Raw genomic sequence first — 16,197 nt, forward strand, 5'->3', positions numbered from 1 at the left:
CTTGGGTCACGTTTCAGTATCTCGCCTTGCTGGAAATGATGAAGAACGAGTGCAACGACGCGGCAAGCCCTACGCCGAATTCTGGTGGCCGGTTAATAATCTCCGGTCATTGCCGGAATGGCCATCGTAGAAATGGTGGCCGGCACGCCTGGCCATCGTCTCCAAGATTCGCTGGCCACATTACAAGGCCAGCTTCGCCGATGCCGGCCGGCGGCCTTGCCGGTCCCCTCCCCGCTGCGCGCGATGGCGTCGACCGGCATCGGTCCTCTTTCACTTACACTACTCTCTCGACAGCTTGCCGGGAAATAAACCGACACCAGAGGATCGGAAAATGGATAAGATGGCGGAAGATATCAATCAGGATCGACGCCGACTTCTGGCGGCAGTCACGACCGGCATGGTGGTTGCGGGTATGGCAATGCTGCTCCCGTCATTGCCGAGCGCAGCAGCCCCCAGCGACGCCATCCGTCCCTTCCACATTCACGTTCCGAAAAAAGAACTCGTCGATCTTCGCAAGCGACTCGCCGCCACGCGGTGGCCAGACAAAGAGACAGTCGCCGATCAGTCGCAGGGTGCTCAGTTGGCCAACCTGCGGGGCCTGGCTCAGTACTGGGGCAGCGATTACGACTGGCGAAAAATCGAAGCCAAGCTGAATGCACTGCCGCAGTTCATCACCAATATCGATGGGATCGACATCCACTTCATTCACGTTCGTTCCCGTGGAAAGCGTGCGCTTCCCTTGATCGTCTCGCACGGTTGGCCCGGATCCGTTATCGAGCAACTCAAGATCATCGGCCCCCTCACCGATCCGACAGAGCACGGAGCCAGCGCCGAGGATGCATTCGACGTCGTTATTCCCTCATTACCCGGCTTCGGCTTCTCGGGCAAACCGACCGGCACCGGGTGGGACCCCGACCATATCGCGCGAGCATGGGCCGAGCTGATGAAACGCCTTGGCTACACGCACTACGTCGCCCAAGGCGGCGATTGGGGTAGTGCGATCTGCAACTCCATGGCGCGTCAGTCTCCCCCCGGGTTGCGCGGCATTCATGTCAATTTGCCGGCAACGGTGCCGCCGGAAGCGGCCGCGGCACTGGGCGGCGGGCCTTTGCCGGCAGGCATCTCCAATCAGGAGCGCGCAGTCATAGAAGCGCTTATGATGTCCGGGAAGAATGGGAACTTGGCCTATTTCACGATGATGTCGGCGCGGCCCCAGACAGTCGGCTATGGCACGACGGATTCTCCGGCCGGCCTTGCGGCGTGGGTTCTCGTGCACCCCGGGTTCTCACACTGGTCGTACGGTGCCGATCCGAAAAACTCGCCAACGAAAGAAGACTTGCTGGACAACATCACCCTGTACTGGCTCACCAACAGCGCTGCATCGTCGGCGCGACTCTACTGGGAGAATGGCCCCCACGGCAGCATCATCTTCGCGGCCGCGCAAAGGACCTCCGAGATATCGCTCCCGGTCGCCATCACAGTGTTCCCCGAGGACGTTTACAAGCCGCCAGAGACATGGGCACGCCGTGCTTACCCCAACCTGACCTACTTCCACGAAGTCGACAGGGGCGGACACTTCGCTGCATGGGAGCAGCCCGAATTGTTCAGCGCGGAACTTCGCGCGGCGTTCCGGGCACTTCGGCAGGCCTGACTGTCTTCCACCACATCTCACACGACCGAACATGGCCGGGGAAGAACGGCGTCACGAGTTGTAAGAGGCTGACATGAGGTACGGCAAGGTTGGTGCGTTCTTGTTGATCTCTGGAAGCGGTATCGAGATCAACACAAGCCGGGCGTAGCAGATGGATCAAATGCCCGGGACAACACGGACGGACCTGCAGCGTCCGGAGAGGAAGCCGTTCAGACGCGGCTAGACTTCGCGCCCCGAGCGGCGTTTCCCATGCACCCGCATCCCGGCGATGAGATTGTCTACGTCCAGGGAAGCTCATTAGAATACGAGGTCGAGGGCCACCCGTCACAGATCATTCATGCAGGCAGGCGTGCTGTTTATTTATGCCCCGCGAAAAAGTCGGCAGTGTCACTGCGGCCGATGTTGCCACGTATGTGATCGAGAAAGACAACCGCTCGCCGAACCGGTGAAGCGAGATTCGGAGACCGCAGTCTGACCACGAGAAGGATTTCCGCATGATGGCGCACAGCTTATTGGCCTCATTCTTGTTTGTGAACGCAATTGGGCTGCCAGCCGGCAGTTTCGAAGCGAAGGAGCAACCGATGGTCGACAAGGCACCGCAAAGTTCATCCGTCCACGGATCCATTTTCGGCTGGATAGCCGGCCGATCGGAGCTGGCGTCTATCGAGCGAGCCAACGAGTGGCTCAATTCCCCGCCACTGACGCCGGCTGCCCTCCGCGGAAAAGTCGTCCTTGTCAGTTTCTGGACCTACACCTGCGTCAATTGGATGCGCGTACAGCCCTACCTCCGCGCCTGGGCGGAAAAGTACAAGGACCAGGGGCTCGTCGTGATAGGCGTCCACACGCCGGAGTTCCGATTTGAGAAGGACCTCGAAAACGTGCGCCGCCAGGTGAAAGCGCTGGGCGTCGACTATCCTGTCGCGGTCGACAGCGAGGGAGCGATCTGGAGCGAGTTCAACAACAATTATTGGCCGGCGCTCTATTTTGTCGATGCGCAAGGAACCGTTCGGGATCACCATTTCGGCGAGGGCTCGTACGAACAATCCGAAAGGATTATTAAGCGATTGCTCGCGGAGGCTGGCACCCAAGGCATAGGCGCCGATCTGGTGTCGGTCGACGCCGTTGGTCTTGGGGCCGCCGCGGACCAGGCCAATCTCAGGTCTTCAGAAAACTATGTCGGTTACAAACGCACCCAAGGCTTCACGTCCCTGGGCGGTGCCGTGCGCAACAAGCTTCACCTCTATGAACCGCCGGCCCAGTTGCACCTGAATGAATGGGCGCTCGCTGGTGGCTGGACGATGGGCAGCGACGGCGCCTCATTAAAAGAACCGAATGGCAACATCACGTACCGATTTCACGCCCGCGATCTTAATCTTGTCATGGGACCGGCATCGCCCGGAGCCTCCGTGAAATTCCGCGTCCTGATCGATGGTCAGCCACCAGGCAGATCTCACGGGCTTGACGTTGACGCAAAGGGCAACGGCATAGTCAGCGAGCAGCGTCTGTACCAACTGATCAGGCAACGGGGGCCGATCGAAGATCGCGAATTTGAAATCATCTTCCCCACCCCAGGCGCCGAGGTTTTCTGCTTCACATTCGGCTGATCCGCCCCCCGGCTCGGCCTCGATCGCGATATCGAGTAAGCCGAGCGGACCAACACGCCCGAAGTTGTCGCTGGCAATGTCGACGTTTCCCGCGAGGGTTCCTGCTTTATGTCGCCGAAACCATCACCCTCCCGCCATTTCTTAAGGCCAGAGCGCGGACAGCGCGCCCGACAGTCGGCCGCTTGGATAGGGCAGCGTTGATTTTGAAGCATTGCGGCCATCCACGCGCGCTGAGTCCGTCCGCTTTGAAGCGAAGGCGAGTCTTGCGTAAACGTCCGGCTTGAGGCGCATTGCAGACTGGCTACATCGGGGCCGAGAGTTGATTGGCCGCTTGCATCAACCGCGCCTGTGAAGCGGACAGCTCGGATGACCTGACGCGTAGTGACCGACCATACGTCGTCCAACGTCTCTCAAGATTGACGTGTACCAGAAGGTTAGCCAAGCAGAGCGTCGTCGCGGGGCGGCGATACCGCTGCGCCAGCGAGTTCAGCGGACTAGGTGCGATGGGGGCCATAGTATGTGGATCAGATCGCAGTCTCTGACAGTCGGAATGACGCGGAGCGCGCCGGGTCGCGTTTCTCCGTTAGTGATGCTGCACCCCGGACGACGGGGATGATCGCCGGCTCGGCGATAAGAGTTTCTTGTCGCGTGAAGAAACCCCACGAACTGATGCGAGTTGCATTATCGGACTTCATCCGCTACATATAGCCTGCTTTCGTGTATAGCACTAACAACTTGTTGTTTGAGCGAGACTTCACAATAATATTGGACGCTCCGGCATAGCGCGACTATTAGAGCGGAAGGTTTCATTTTCTGCGGGGGATGTGATGCCAGTATGCTTCATCCACGGCGTCAGTGTTCGGAAAGATGACCCAAGCTACGACTGCGACGTGGCCGTACGCGACGAGCTGATCCGGAGCCTTCTCCTAAAACCCTTGGCACAGCGAAATCCGCGTTATGGCGGGCTGAAAATCATCAACCCGTATTGGGGAGAACTGGGTGTTGCCCATGCCTGGGCGCAGGCTACGGTGCCGAACGTCAGCCTCTTGGAGGACCTCGGGGCGGCGCAAAGCTATTTCCAATCCGACCTGGAAATGACCATGCTGCTGAAGGAGCAATGTGGGACGGCTAGCGAACTTGAGGCTCTCGGTGCGGCCGATCCGATCGCAGCGGCCGCGCAACGCGATGTGCAGGCGCTTCTCGAGGCGGTGTTGGCGCCGCTTATCTATTCGGAGGAACCTCTGATCGATCGCGGGCCCACGCCGGACGCCGACGCGCACGGTGCGCTTGAAGGGATGCTGCTCGCCGCAGCGCAGGAGATTGCAGCGGACTCCGCCATTGTGGCTGAAGTGCAAGCGGCGCCTTCCGGCGACGCCGCGCTTGATCTTCGCGACAGCCTCGATCAACGCTTCACCAAGCGTGCCAGCCTTGCCGCCAAGCCCGCCGACGCCGGGGAGAGCATCAACCTTGAGGAACTTGGCCCGTCCTGGCTTACCGGCGCGAAAGACCGGATCCAGCAATTGTTCGATCGTGCAAAATCAAAAGCGGGAAGAGCACTTTCGGCTGGCACGCTTGATGCTTATCGGGCGCGGCTCCACGCCCAGATAGGGCGGTTCCTCGGCGACGTTTTCGTCTATCTCCAGCGTCGCGGAGATCGGGCATCTCCGGGTCCTATCCCGAAGCTCGTTCTTAATGAAATCCACAAGGCACGTAAGAGCGGCGAGCCGCTGGTTCTGATCACCCATTCGATGGGCGGCAATATCCTGTTCGATCTGCTGACGACGTTCGATCCTGCATTGGAAGTCGATGCCTGGATCTCGGTCGGCGGTCAGGTCGGCCAGTTCGAGGAGATGAAGCTGTTCCTGGCGAGCGACCCGGCACTCGGCCCCCCGGCGAAGGTCAAGCCGTTCGGCGGGCGAGTGAAGACATGGCTCAACGTCTACGACCCCGTTGACGTCCTGAGCTTCCTCGTTGCGCCCGTATTCGAGAGTGCGGATCCTCGCTTCGTGATCAAAGACCTGAAGTTCAAGTCGGGAGCTAGCACACTGGAAGCACATGGCGCCTACTTCAAGCGGCCAAGCTTCTACAAGCTTATCGCCAAAGAGCTGGAGCAAAGGGTATGAGCATCGTTCTCCCGCATGAGCGAAAACCTGAGGACCCATGCCTGGTCTATGACGCCCGGGATGAGCATGGGGCCAAGCCGGGCCTGCATGTACTGATCGCGGGCGTCAGCGCCTATCCGAAACTGCCGAGCGCGAACGGGCTTGGCATGGTGCCGTTGTCGTCGACCTCTCTGACTGCCTACCTCATGTTCTACTGGTTGCTTAGCGCTAGTCAGGCAGACCTGCTCGAACAGCCGCTAGCGACCTGTCGGCTGTTGCTGACGCCCTCGGCTGAAGAGCGATCGGACAGCGCCGGACGTGCGCCTGGGATTGCCGCGTTGGCCCCGCCAAATTGCTCTATGCCTATGTTCCGGCTTGCGGTTGAAGCTTGGCGGAAGGATGCCGCGACCAACAGAAACCATAGCACGCTATTCTACTTCGCCGGCCATGGCATACAGATCACACGCAATAACCAGGCTTTGCTGCTCGACAGCTTCGGCGACACCGGCCCGGTGTCGATGCATTCCGTGGACTGCAGCGTGTTGCGCAACGGAATGGCGCCCTCGTTAGCGCACCCGGACATCGCGCGGACGCAATTCTACTTCGTCGACGCTTGCCGGAACCTGCCACCGGCTAACCTCTCGCTCGAGAATGTGCGTGCTGGAGACGTCTTCCAGGTTCATGCAAGCGGCCTCGACGATCGGAGGGCGCCGATCTTCTTCGCCTCGCCACCTGACGGCAAGGCGCAGGCGGTTCCCCGAGTCCAGACCCTGTTCAGCATAGCGCTGCTCCGTTGTCTCGCTGGTCGGGCCGCTTTCCCGCCCGACCGAATGGCTAGTGGAAAGGCGGCAAACCACTGGTATGTCTCCACGCAGTCGATTGCCCAAGGCCTGCCGATCGTGCTCGATGAGGTCAACCGGGAATATGGCGGCCAGCAGAGCTGGACCATGGATGGTGGCGGCAACGATGCGGTGCTTACTCACATCGGCGGTACGCCGATCGTTCCACTGCAGATCGAAGTAGATCCAGCGCGTGCGCTCGGCAGCACCACAGTGGAACTGAAGATGGGCGGCTCGCCAGCCGCACTCGCGCAGTTCAGGTCGAACCGCGATTCTCACCCCTTCCGAAGGGACGTCCCCGCCGGAATTTACGAGATCGGTGCCATAGTAAATCCGAAGATTGCCGGGCTGCGTGAAGCTGACAAATTCACTCACACCGTCGAGCCTCTGCGTTGCCGGACGAAGGTGAGGCTGTCATGAGCGCCACGCGACTGACACCACCCACCCCTCGCCGAGGCCGGCCGAGTCGAAAGACCGGCTCGCTCAAATTCACCACGGATTTTCACTCGAACGAGTTGAGGGACCTAGAAATCCCGCTTGAGGTCAGAGCCCTCGACTCCACGGTCATGGCTAGGACCACGAGCTCGCAGACCGTTCGTGAGCTGCCGCCCGGTCAATACTATGTTGTGGCCTCCCTGCCAGGCGGCCAGGATCTGTCGCGAGCGGTGAAAATCCCGAAGAATCCCTCGCCTGAACCTGTCGAGGTGCAGCTTTCTGTCCGCGAGTCGCAGCGGTCCGCAAGAGAAACGGACGAGAGATCTGAGTATATGGGCCTACCGGTCAAGACTGCGCTCAGCTCAGCGCCGCCGGTCGACCAAGCGGCCTGGAGGTCGCCCGTGCCTCTGGCGCAGGATCCGGCCAGCGCGTTCGCGGCAGCGACCGTCACTGGCGCAAGTACGTTCCAATCCGCACCCCGCGACGCTCGCTCCGGCTTCCGGCAGGACGGCCTCGAAACACTGGGTGCGGCTCCTAGCGACTTCACTATGGCCGCACTGCGAGAGTCGGAGAGCGTCTTGCTACTTGCCGAATTCGCCGCATTGCAGTCAGGTACGCCGCCACCAACACGCGCCGCGAGCGGCGGCCTTGCCGCCCTCGAAGTCATGGGGCCGGCGGGACCGGTCACAGCGCCGGCCATCGCTTCGCAAGCGGAAGTGCAGGCCGCTTCCGGGCCGCTTGACGTTCAGCTCGCTTTCTTCCGCGGCAACCCACTCTCTTTCAAATCGAACCTGGTGGTCGACAACACGCCATGGATAGCGAGCGTCGCAGACCGGAGCATCCGGATCGCGGTCAATGGCAACGACTGCCCATGCACGCTGCAGGTCATCGAGGCAGGCCGGCCGCCACTGAATATCGCCCTTCCGGTTTCTACCGAACATGGCTGCCTGGTCGAGATTTCGAGACTTGCGGCACCGCGGAATCCGACGTCGGATGTGGACGTGATCTCGATCGATGTTCACCTCGACAGTGCTGCCGCCAACTCGCTGCTTCGTTATCGCGCGATGGGAGAGCTCAAGCAGGTTGAGACCAGCCTCGGCGATGGTCAGACATCAACCGCCCACCACTTGCTTTCGGAGAAATTCGAAGATCCGGTCGCTGCGGTCGTCGGCGGCTATACTCTGCTCCGATTCAATAAGTTGGACCGGCTGCCGGACAGCTGGACCAAGAATCTTTCAAACCGATTCGAATGGCTGCCGGATGGGGCGGTGGTCCGCGGAGAGCATCTCGCACGGCTGGGAAGGCACGACGAGGCGCTCGACGCTTTCTTGCTTCTTTCCGGGCGTGGGCTGCCAATGTTCACCGAGGGCCTCGGCTACGCGATGGATCGGCTGGATCTCTATCTGCGAACGCTCGAAAGCTCGCTCAGTCGGGACGCCCTGCAGCGAGCTCGCGGCCTGACCGCATTGCTGCGCAAGTTCTGCGAATATTCGAGCAATAACCGGCAGCTGCTCAGCTACACCGGCCTTTCTCCAAACAGGCCGGGCAGCGAGCTGGTTCGTGACCTTCGCGGCGGTGAAGCCAGCTTGGGCCTGCTTACCCTGCGCCTCGACCCGCACGGCGCTGCGATTGTGCCGACCCTACACCAGCCAAGAGGAACTACGCCAACAATGCCCCTCGAGACACAGGGTGTCGCGGAGCCCTCGCTCCCTCCGGCCGCAGCGAGCTTGGCGTTGCCGGAAACGGTTCTCGCTGCCACCGAACAGCGCTTTGCTGAGCGCACGGCGGAACGAACCGCTCACATCGAAAAGATAGATAAGGCCAAGGAGCGGAAGGGAAGCCTGCTAGAGGTCGATGACCAAGACAGGATCGCGTTGCGGAGCCAACGCGTGCTATCGCAGCCCGGCGTCCGCGATATCCTGGCCGGTGGGCCTGGCGGAAATCAGCTCGAAATGCTAGGCACAGTCGATCCTATCGTTCTCGAGCGGATCATCGGCGGCGACAACCTGCTAGGTACCGCCTTCCTGAAAATCGGCACCAAGGTCTCTCGCACAGTCGCGCGCGTCGTCGTCCGCGGTCCGTCGGGCGCGACGCTGGGGTTCGGCACGGCTTCGCTGGTATCGCCGCGGCTGGTCATGACCAACAATCACGTGTTTCCGGACGCTCTCGCGGCGCAGTTCTCCGAGGTGGAGTTTGACTATGAGACCGGGGAGGACGGGCGGCCGCTCCCCCTCAGCGTCTTCAGGCTCGAGCCTAGCATCTTCTTCTACACAGATGCCGATCTCGACTTCACCATCGTCGCCGTTACCGAGCGATCGCACGATGGCCGGTCCTCGATCGGTGATTTCGGCTTCAATCGCCTCACTGAAGAGCTCGGCAAGGTGGTGCTCGGCGAATCCGTTAACATCGTCCAGCATCCTGACGGGCGTCCAAAACAGATCGCGCTTCAGCAAAACGAACTGATCGATCGGCTCGAGAATTTCCTACATTACCGGACGGACACCCTGCCTGGCTCATCGGGGTCGCCAGTGTTCAACAATCAGTGGGAAATGATCGCACTTCATCATTCCGGCGTGGCCGCCCGGGATGCCAATGGCCGAATTCTAAGCCGCGATGATCGGATATGGACGCCGGACATGGGCGAAGCCGCGGTAAAATGGATCGCCAACGAAGGTGCCAGAATCAGCAGTATCATCGCCCGGCTCCGCAGTCTCACCAGCCTGTCGTCGCAACAACAGACTCTGCTCGACCAACTGCTGACGCCTCCGATTTTGGCGCCGGAGACCCAGCTGAGCCCGGTCGCGATCGTGAATTCGCCGGGAGACACCCAACCAATGACATCAGGCACGTCCAGCGCACTCGACGAACCGAATGCTTCGCGAACCGCTTCGCCGGCTCAGAGCACGATAGCCGGCGAAATCGTCTTCAACGTGCCTCTCACTATTTCCGTCAGGCTGGGAACTCCCGACGCGGTGCAGGCGCGGCCGGTTGCTCCAACGACAAGCGCCCGGACAGACCTCCTCGAGCGGCTCACGCCCAAGCAGCCAATCGTCGACCGCAACTACGCATCCCGAGCCGGCTATGATCCGGCGTTTCTCGGACCTAATTTTTTGGTCCCACTTCCCACAGTAACGGATCCCACTACCGTTTCGACTATGGCCGATGGTCGCCAGGCAATCCCATACGAGCATTTCTCCATCGTCATGCACAAGTCGCGCCGCCTCGCGCTGTTCACCGCCTCAAACGTAGATGGTCGTCAGGCAAGCCGCCGTCCCGAACCGGGCCGTGACTATTCGCGCAAGGGACTGACCGGACTTGGTCCGAACAATATAGAGGAGTGGGTCACGGAAACCCGAATTTCAAGCTCGCATCAACTGCCCGACAAATTCTACAGCAACGATCGGGGCGCGTTCGATAAAGGCCACGTCGTGCGGCGCGACGATGTTTGCTTCGGTAATTCCTTCGCTCAGATTCAGCGGGCCAACGGCGATACCTACCACACCACCAACTGCTCGCCTCAGGTGTCAGGTTACAATCAATCGGCACGAGGGGTCGACAATTGGGGAGATCTCGAAAACTTCGTGCTGATGCAGGCCAAGGTGGAAACCTATTGCGTCTTCGCCGGCCCGATCTTTCAGCAGACGGACCGCGAGTTCCGCGGCGTGGGTGAGGACGGTCCGCTTCGGGTCAAGATCCCCAGAAGCTACTGGAAGGTTGTTGTCGCCGCCAAGGCGGGGTCGTTGCAGGCCTTCGCCTTTGTCCTAGATCAGGATCTGAGCGATCTCCGCCCAGAAACCCCGGCTGTTGACGAAGCGATGGAACCGTCTGCCTTCGAGTTCGAGCCGACCCGCGAGTGGCGGCGGAGGATGGTCGCAATCTCCACGCTCGAAGAGCGCCTCGGCAACACGATCCGATTTCCCGAGGGGCTGCGCCAGGCAGATCAGTTCAGCAAGCCGAATGGCGAGGAAATCGTCCGAATCGCTCGCATGCAATCGTGACGCTGGCTCGCTGCTGTTGGCGTGGAGCGGATAGCCGCCCCTCGGCTTCTGACCCCAAATTGGTCGTTTGGACTACGATGTTCAAGTGCGGTCGGCCGCTTGCACCTGCCACGGTCCTCGCCAGTAATGATGCCGCAACTTGACGCTGCGTTTGCTCTGGGCGCACCGTCAAGCTCCAGCGCCGGGGGATGGGACATTACGACGATGCTTGAGAAGTTGCGATCAAGGCTTAGCCAGATTCCCTACACCGCTGTCACCGCGACGATCGCGATTGTCGTGGCGTCCGTAACCCCGTTCTTTAATTACTTCCATGTCGTGCGATCGGTGAAGTTGACCGTCGCTGACGTGTCCCTGGATGACGAAGGCAATTTTCACATTCCAGTCGTTCTCGCCAATGTCGGCAACAGGATCCGGAACTGTCCACTTTGAACGGTCCAACGCATTTGTCCTGGATCCCGGCAAAGCCGCGACGGCGACACTCTCTGGCAAATTTGACATGACCGAAGCGTTCCATAAAGGTGACGAGGCGGAAACGCCCGCGTTCATCGACGTTAGCGCCATTCAGCCGGACGGCGCTTTGGTCGATCAGCGTGTGCCGCTCGGCACGATTCTGACCGACATAAACGACCAGTTTACCCTGAACGCCCTGGCGTTGCCGGGCCGCATCGAAGTGTTGTTTCCGTCGGAAAACCACTTTCCTGCCGTGATTTGGAAGCTCGGCCCGCCGCCGCCATCTGCACCTGCTTTTAACAGCTGAACGTCAATTCAACATCCAGTCTGCTTGATTGCTGCCTCTGTGGCCGTATTCTCGGCTCGCGTGTTGCCCGCGCCCCGGAACCGGCAAGTCGCATCTCGCCTTCGGCGTCGCCCGTGCCCTTATCCGCAACGGTTCTCGGGGCCGCTACTTGAACGTCGTTGATCTGGAATGAGGCGCAAAGCTGTCGTTGCTTCGATGAAAGTCTTCAGTGTCACCAAACGCTCAAAATGCCATTCAAGCGGCCGACCGCCATCATATGAAACGCGCTGTCTTCACAAGAACATCAATGCGTTATGTAGCGGTGCGTATTCGTGGCGCGTAGTGACGGTATGCTTTTCCGACTTTCTGACGCTAGCGGGAACGTGAGATGCAGTGGACCGCGCACAACCCACCCTCCCCGAAGGACCCGTGAATATTAGTAGGGCCGCCCTCGAAGCCATTGCGAAGGGCAGCAGGCGGCCTAGCCAAACCTAAACAACTGAGTTTATTGCGTTTCGAAGGCACGAAGGCAGATTTGAGTCATACTTATCGAGTATGTTTCCTGATGGCTCTAGTGATCCAGTTTGGACGCAAGCTATGCATGACACCTTTATCCCTTCGAAGCATTGGGAATTCAACCACTTAATCCCGAAGGGTTAGGCTTCTACCCTTCGCGTTCCTTCGCTACATTTGGATTCATAAACAATCGTCGACGTGTTTTCGTATCTTTCGAACCCAACACCCAGGCGTAGTTGGTGAGGATTTTGACGATTCGGTTTTGTTCGATCCGGCCAATCTTAGAGACATCCATATCTAGGACATCGCGAGCAAAATCCATGATCGTAGTTGACGACCTGGTATCCAGAAAACCAACGGCTTTGTCCTCCCATGCGTCAAAGGCGTATCGTTCGGACTGGACGGGAAGAATGTATCTGCGCTCAAATTCGTCGTCCGGCCACCATTTTGCGTTGCCGCTGCGATAAAGGTGTACAACTTCCGCCCAAATCTGATCGCGGTCGCGCCGGAGATCATCGATGCGAATATTGTTTACGGTCACGGGCCAGAACCGCCTGGCACCGGTCGCATCGCGAAGATAGCCGCCGGAAGTTGGATTGATCGTACCGATCATGATCGACTGGCGCAGCTCTTCCACTACGAAACGGCCGTACGGCGGTCTGTAGCGTTCTGTCGTGCGCGTGATAAATGCCTTCAGAGCCCCGCGTCGGCTTTGTTCATCGAATGCATCTCCGCGATCTCAATAATCCAACTTCCTTTCATCGCAATTGAAGAGTCTTTCCCACGCAAGTCTTCCGGAAGGTGATCCGTGAACCACTCTCCTCCCAAGATTTTACAGGCGGTAGACTTTCTGGCGCCTTGAGGACCTTCCAAAACAAGCATGTGGTCTGCTTGACAACCCGGTTCCGCTATTCGGGCTACGCCAGAGACGAGCCATAGCCGCCCGACACACCTCGCATATTCAGTATTCGCGGTACCTAGATAGGTGCTGAGCCATCCATCAACGCGCGGGGTACCATCCCATGTCAGGCTGTCAAAATAATTGAGCACCGGATGAAAACCGTTCTCGCGCGAGATCAAGGTTATCGCTTCTTGAACAGTCTTTATCTGCACCCCGGGGAGCTCCATTCCCTGCAGCCATTCGGTCAAGCTGATAACGTCGGAATCATCTATGGCCCTGTCGGAAGCTCTAGGTGGGCCTACGGCCGGCAACGGCTTTCGCACCACGATGTTGCCGCTCATTTGGTCGAGGGCGACTGCTCCCTGCAGTTCAGGCGCGTTGCGAAATGCGAAGGCCACATTGATAAGCCCGGGTAGAACCTTGCCTTTGTCATTGACGACAAGGTGTGACTTCCAATTTTGGTCTGGGCCGTCTGGCGGAAGGCCTTTGCCTTTGACAGGCGACCGCGTGACTTGGTGGCTGGGTTCGCGTTCGGACGCAATGCCGTTGACACGATTCATAAATGCCGACTGTCTGGGCTGATTTGGCTTCGGAAACGAAGCGTCGCCTTTTGAGGGCCTCATCATCAAAGCTCACCCCGTCCTGCCGCCTTAAGGGTGGCATACAGCGCACGACCGAAGCGCAGGCGGATCTTTCCCGGCCCGTAGCCGTGAACGAACTGTGCGAGCGCCTGTCGCCGCGCACTGTACGTCCGTTGCGGCTCCGGAAGGTCCGAGCTTTCCGCGATGATGCAAATCCGCTCTTCCAGTACCCTTGACCGTATGATCGCTTCAAAAGCCAGTTTGCTGTGATGACGCTGCCACCGCGTAGTTCGTTGATAGGTCGCCAAGCTGCGTAGATCAGAAACGTCGCTCGCCAAGGCGGCGTATCTGGCCGGGGCAGGCTCCCGTGTTTCGAGCGCAAGTTTGCAGTAAGTCGCTAAATCAGCCGTTGGCGCTTTCATCTCAAAAATTATCTCGTCCGGCAGAACATCGAGGATGGGCACAACTCGGACCAGGTGTGGTTTCTCGCGACCGCCATGAAAGGGCGGGAAACCGTAACTGCATTCCGGTACTCGCAAAGGATCAGCATTGAGCCCCGTAAAATGCAGTCGCGTGCAGAGGCTGCATTTCGTGATCCCGGTGATATGCAGGGCGCCCCCACGGAGCTTCTCGACTGCCGTGGGCCAGGCATAGGTAATCGGTATCTTCGGATCGATGCCGGCGGCTTGGGAGCACTGGATTTGTTGAACTTGCTCTACCGATAGATCCACGCCGGAAGCGGCGAGACGTTCCAATCCTCCCGGCGGCCTGATGTCGGGTGTTTGCGGTGTGCAAACGGTCTGGGCGTCGCCAGCGACTTGCACGCTGGACGCAGTTTGGGTACGAATTGCCATCGGTTTTCTTCTGAATGTGCGGTGAATGCTGCCCGCTGGTTGCAGCCACGCGGGCCTTCATGTTGCGTTAGGTGCGAACCCGGCGGCGATCGATGAACGCAGCGAGCTCAGCTTCGGGCCAGTAGTTGCGCCCGTTAATGTTGACAGGTCGAGGAAAGTCCAGACCGGGCTTTCGTAACCATCGCCAAATGGTCATGTCACTAACGCCCCCTACTCGGATCTTCATCTCATGGGCGGGTAGCAAACGATGGGATAGTGGGGTGGTCACGGCGGGATCTCCTTGTTCAACCTTGATGAACACAGGGTATCAAAATCGCTGTGACACCTCCTACCCACAATGCGAGAGTCGTTTTTGCCCACTCGATGGCCAAGAGATTTAAGTCCAAACACTTTTTGCAAAGTGAAATCCGTTACCCACGGCGTTACCCGTGCAGAAGCGAAAGCCCTTCCACTTTAAGCGCAGAAGACATGTAAATATCTGATTTTATTATATAGTTTTTGGTGAGCGCGATGGGATTCGAACCCATGACCTACTGATTAAAAGTCAGTTGCTCTACCGGCTGAGCTACGCGCTCCCGCGGGCTCTAAAGGCCGCCCTCGAAATTGCGCGGAACATAGGGAGAGTGCCGCGACCGGTCAACCGGAAAAAGAAGGCCCTTTCACCGAGGTTTCTGCCATCGGCTTGGGCCCCGCAAATTGCCTTGGCAGGACGCCCGGTGAGCCGCTCCCGCAATGAGGTCGCCGCTTCAAAATCTGCGGGCGCGCGAGATGGGTCCTTTCTTCTCCGGTTGACTGGAGAAACATTGCAAATCAGCAACTTAATGTTCTGGCGGGGAACCTTCGCACCGCCGGGCCGTTCTCCCCGCACAAGGGACGTCAACCACCCCCTTTAAAGGAGAAGATCGTGAACAAGATCGTATCGGGTATGCTGGCGGCCACATTGTCAGCCTCTTTCGCAGTATCCGCGGCCATGCCGGCCGGCGCCACGCAAATGATTGCGCCGCAGGCCCCGTCGGCTTCGTCCGATGTGCAGGCGGTCGACTACAGGCCGTGGATGAGAAACCGCAACTTCAACGGCGACCGCAATTTCTCGCGCAGCAACAATGACGGCGCCTACTGGAACGGCCATCGCGGCTCGCGCCATTACCGCCACGGCTATCGCCGTCACGGCGATTTCTGGTTCCCAGCTGGTGCATTCATTGCCGGCGCGCTGATTACCGGTGCGATCGTCAACAACAACCAGAACCGCGTCTACCGGGGCGGCGATTCGCATGTGCAGTGGTGCTATGACCGCTACCGGTCGTATCGCGCGTCGGACAACACCTACCAGCCGAATTACGGTCCGCGGCGGCAGTGCAATTCGCCCTATTGATCCAAGGGTAAGTACCAGTAGCTGACGAGTATGAGTAAAACCCGCGCCGAGATGGCGCGGGCTTTCTGTATGGCTTGTCACAGGGGACGGCGATTCAGTTCAACTCGCCCAACCAATGGTCTTCAAGACCAGATAGAGACCACCGCCTTCTCCGCGTGGAGACCGGTAAGCTCCAAGGGCGTCGCAAATTCGAACCATGGTCGCGGACAATTCCCAACCGAGCACTTCCAGATCGTCTTGGGCATCCGTCACATAGGCCTGCGCCAGCTCGTCAATGCCGTTCTTCTCTCCGAACGATCTAACCAGCTTTGCATCGACAAGCAGTTTGCTAGGCAGGTTTGAGTTCGACCAGGCCCAAAGCCAGTTGCTGGCCTTCGCGCTGGTGCTACCTGCAATCTGGATTTCGGCGACAACTCTGACGATGTTCTGGTCTGAAAAGAGAAGCTTTCCGGTTGTCAGATCGTAGTCGTAGCGGGACCAGCTACCCAGGCGGAAGTCGCCCTCGAGCCGCTTGTTCTTCGCGTTCAACTGGTCGATAGCCTCGTCGCGCCAAGCAGGATACCAATCTGGACTTCTCATGCTCCCTCGCTCAGCAAAGCCCAATCATT

Annotated in this window: 10 protein-coding genes, 1 tRNA gene and 2 pseudogenes; 8 read left to right on the forward strand and 5 right to left on the reverse strand. The window is 59.2% G+C overall.

The features are described 5' to 3' along the window. Nucleotides 1–331 precede the first annotated feature (331 nt). The 5 genes from AC04SH_RS01435 (at nucleotide 332) to AC04SH_RS01455 (ending at nucleotide 10,629) form a co-directional block, all read left to right on the forward strand. Complete coding sequence (locus tag AC04SH_RS01435) at nucleotides 332–1,651, forward strand: epoxide hydrolase family protein (RefSeq protein ID WP_488573666.1); 1,320 nt, start codon at nucleotides 332–334, stop codon at nucleotides 1,649–1,651. Between the two features lie 494 nt (nucleotides 1,652–2,145). Beyond that, the gene (locus AC04SH_RS01440) at nucleotides 2,146–3,255 is read left to right on the forward strand and encodes a redoxin domain-containing protein (RefSeq protein ID WP_488573667.1); all 1,110 of its coding nucleotides are present in this window, start codon (nucleotides 2,146–2,148) and stop codon (nucleotides 3,253–3,255) included. Nucleotides 3,256–4,145: 890 nt separating this feature from the next. Beyond that, nucleotides 4,146–5,378, forward strand: a complete 1,233-nt coding sequence (locus tag AC04SH_RS01445; protein ID WP_488573668.1) for a hypothetical protein — start codon at nucleotides 4,146–4,148, stop codon at nucleotides 5,376–5,378. After that, nucleotides 5,375–6,616, forward strand: a complete 1,242-nt coding sequence (locus AC04SH_RS01450; RefSeq protein ID WP_488573669.1) for a hypothetical protein — start codon at nucleotides 5,375–5,377, stop codon at nucleotides 6,614–6,616. The genes AC04SH_RS01445 and AC04SH_RS01450 overlap by 4 nt, the downstream gene beginning before the upstream one ends. A 416-nt stretch (nucleotides 6,617–7,032) precedes the next feature. Further along, the gene (locus tag AC04SH_RS01455; RefSeq protein ID WP_488573670.1) at nucleotides 7,033–10,629 is read left to right on the forward strand and encodes a DNA/RNA non-specific endonuclease; all 3,597 of its coding nucleotides are present in this window, start codon (nucleotides 7,033–7,035) and stop codon (nucleotides 10,627–10,629) included. A gap of 222 nt (nucleotides 10,630–10,851) precedes the next feature. Here AC04SH_RS01455 and AC04SH_RS01460 read toward each other — a convergent pair whose 3' ends face one another. After that, nucleotides 10,852–11,067 (reverse strand): hypothetical protein, encoded by a 216-nt coding sequence (locus AC04SH_RS01460; RefSeq protein ID WP_488573671.1) that lies wholly within the window; start codon nucleotides 11,065–11,067, stop codon nucleotides 10,852–10,854. Between the two features lie 58 nt (nucleotides 11,068–11,125). Here AC04SH_RS01460 and AC04SH_RS01465 point away from each other — a divergent pair, with 58 nt between their 5' ends. Both AC04SH_RS01465 and AC04SH_RS01470 read left to right on the forward strand, forming a co-directional pair. Beyond that, nucleotides 11,126–11,386, forward strand: coding sequence for a hypothetical protein (locus AC04SH_RS01465; protein ID WP_488573672.1), 261 nt, complete (start codon nucleotides 11,126–11,128; stop codon nucleotides 11,384–11,386). 76 nt (nucleotides 11,387–11,462) lie between these two features. Further along, nucleotides 11,463–11,552 (forward strand): annotated as a pseudogene (locus AC04SH_RS01470) (IS21-like element helper ATPase IstB); the annotation flags it as partial. A gap of 477 nt (nucleotides 11,553–12,029) precedes the next feature. On the opposite strand, the pseudogene AC04SH_RS01475 reads toward AC04SH_RS01470, so the two are convergent. From AC04SH_RS01475 to AC04SH_RS01485, 3 genes and pseudogenes are all read right to left on the reverse strand, one after another. Next, nucleotides 12,030–13,408: pseudogene (locus AC04SH_RS01475) on the reverse strand (virulence-associated E family protein). Continuing rightward, nucleotides 13,408–14,217, reverse strand: coding sequence for a hypothetical protein (locus AC04SH_RS01480; protein WP_488573673.1), 810 nt, complete (start codon nucleotides 14,215–14,217; stop codon nucleotides 13,408–13,410). The pseudogene AC04SH_RS01475 and the gene AC04SH_RS01480 overlap by 1 nt, the downstream one beginning before the upstream one ends. Before the next feature lie 499 nt (nucleotides 14,218–14,716). Beyond that, a tRNA-Lys gene (locus tag AC04SH_RS01485) sits at nucleotides 14,717–14,792 on the reverse strand. 329 nt (nucleotides 14,793–15,121) lie between these two features. On the opposite strand from AC04SH_RS01485, the gene AC04SH_RS01490 reads away from it, so the two are divergent. Next, entirely contained in the window at nucleotides 15,122–15,589 is a 468-nt protein-coding gene (locus AC04SH_RS01490) for a BA14K family protein (RefSeq protein WP_488573674.1), read from the forward strand. Nucleotides 15,590–15,688: 99 nt separating this feature from the next. On the opposite strand, the gene AC04SH_RS01495 is transcribed toward AC04SH_RS01490, so the two are convergent. After that, complete coding sequence (locus AC04SH_RS01495; RefSeq protein ID WP_488573675.1) at nucleotides 15,689–16,168, reverse strand: DUF6882 domain-containing protein; 480 nt, start codon at nucleotides 16,166–16,168, stop codon at nucleotides 15,689–15,691. Between the last annotated feature and the right edge of the window lie 29 nt (nucleotides 16,169–16,197).

This window comes from Mesorhizobium sp. CNPSo 4688, assembly GCF_057784295.1.

Excerpts from the sequence above, each read along its gene's own strand:
- AC04SH_RS01435 (WP_488573666.1), top strand. The coding sequence starts at position 332 with ATGGATAAGATGGCGGAAGATATCAATCAGGATCGACGCCGACTTCTG.
- AC04SH_RS01440 (WP_488573667.1), top strand. The coding sequence starts at position 2,146 with ATGATGGCGCACAGCTTATTGGCCTCATTCTTGTTTGTGAACGCAATT.
- AC04SH_RS01450 (WP_488573669.1), top strand. The coding sequence starts at position 5,375 with ATGAGCATCGTTCTCCCGCATGAGCGAAAACCTGAGGACCCATGCCTG.
- AC04SH_RS01465 (WP_488573672.1), top strand. The coding sequence starts at position 11,126 with ATGACCGAAGCGTTCCATAAAGGTGACGAGGCGGAAACGCCCGCGTTC.
- AC04SH_RS01480 (WP_488573673.1), bottom strand. The coding sequence starts at position 14,217 with ATGGCAATTCGTACCCAAACTGCGTCCAGCGTGCAAGTCGCTGGCGAC.
- AC04SH_RS01495 (WP_488573675.1), bottom strand. The coding sequence starts at position 16,168 with ATGAGAAGTCCAGATTGGTATCCTGCTTGGCGCGACGAGGCTATCGAC.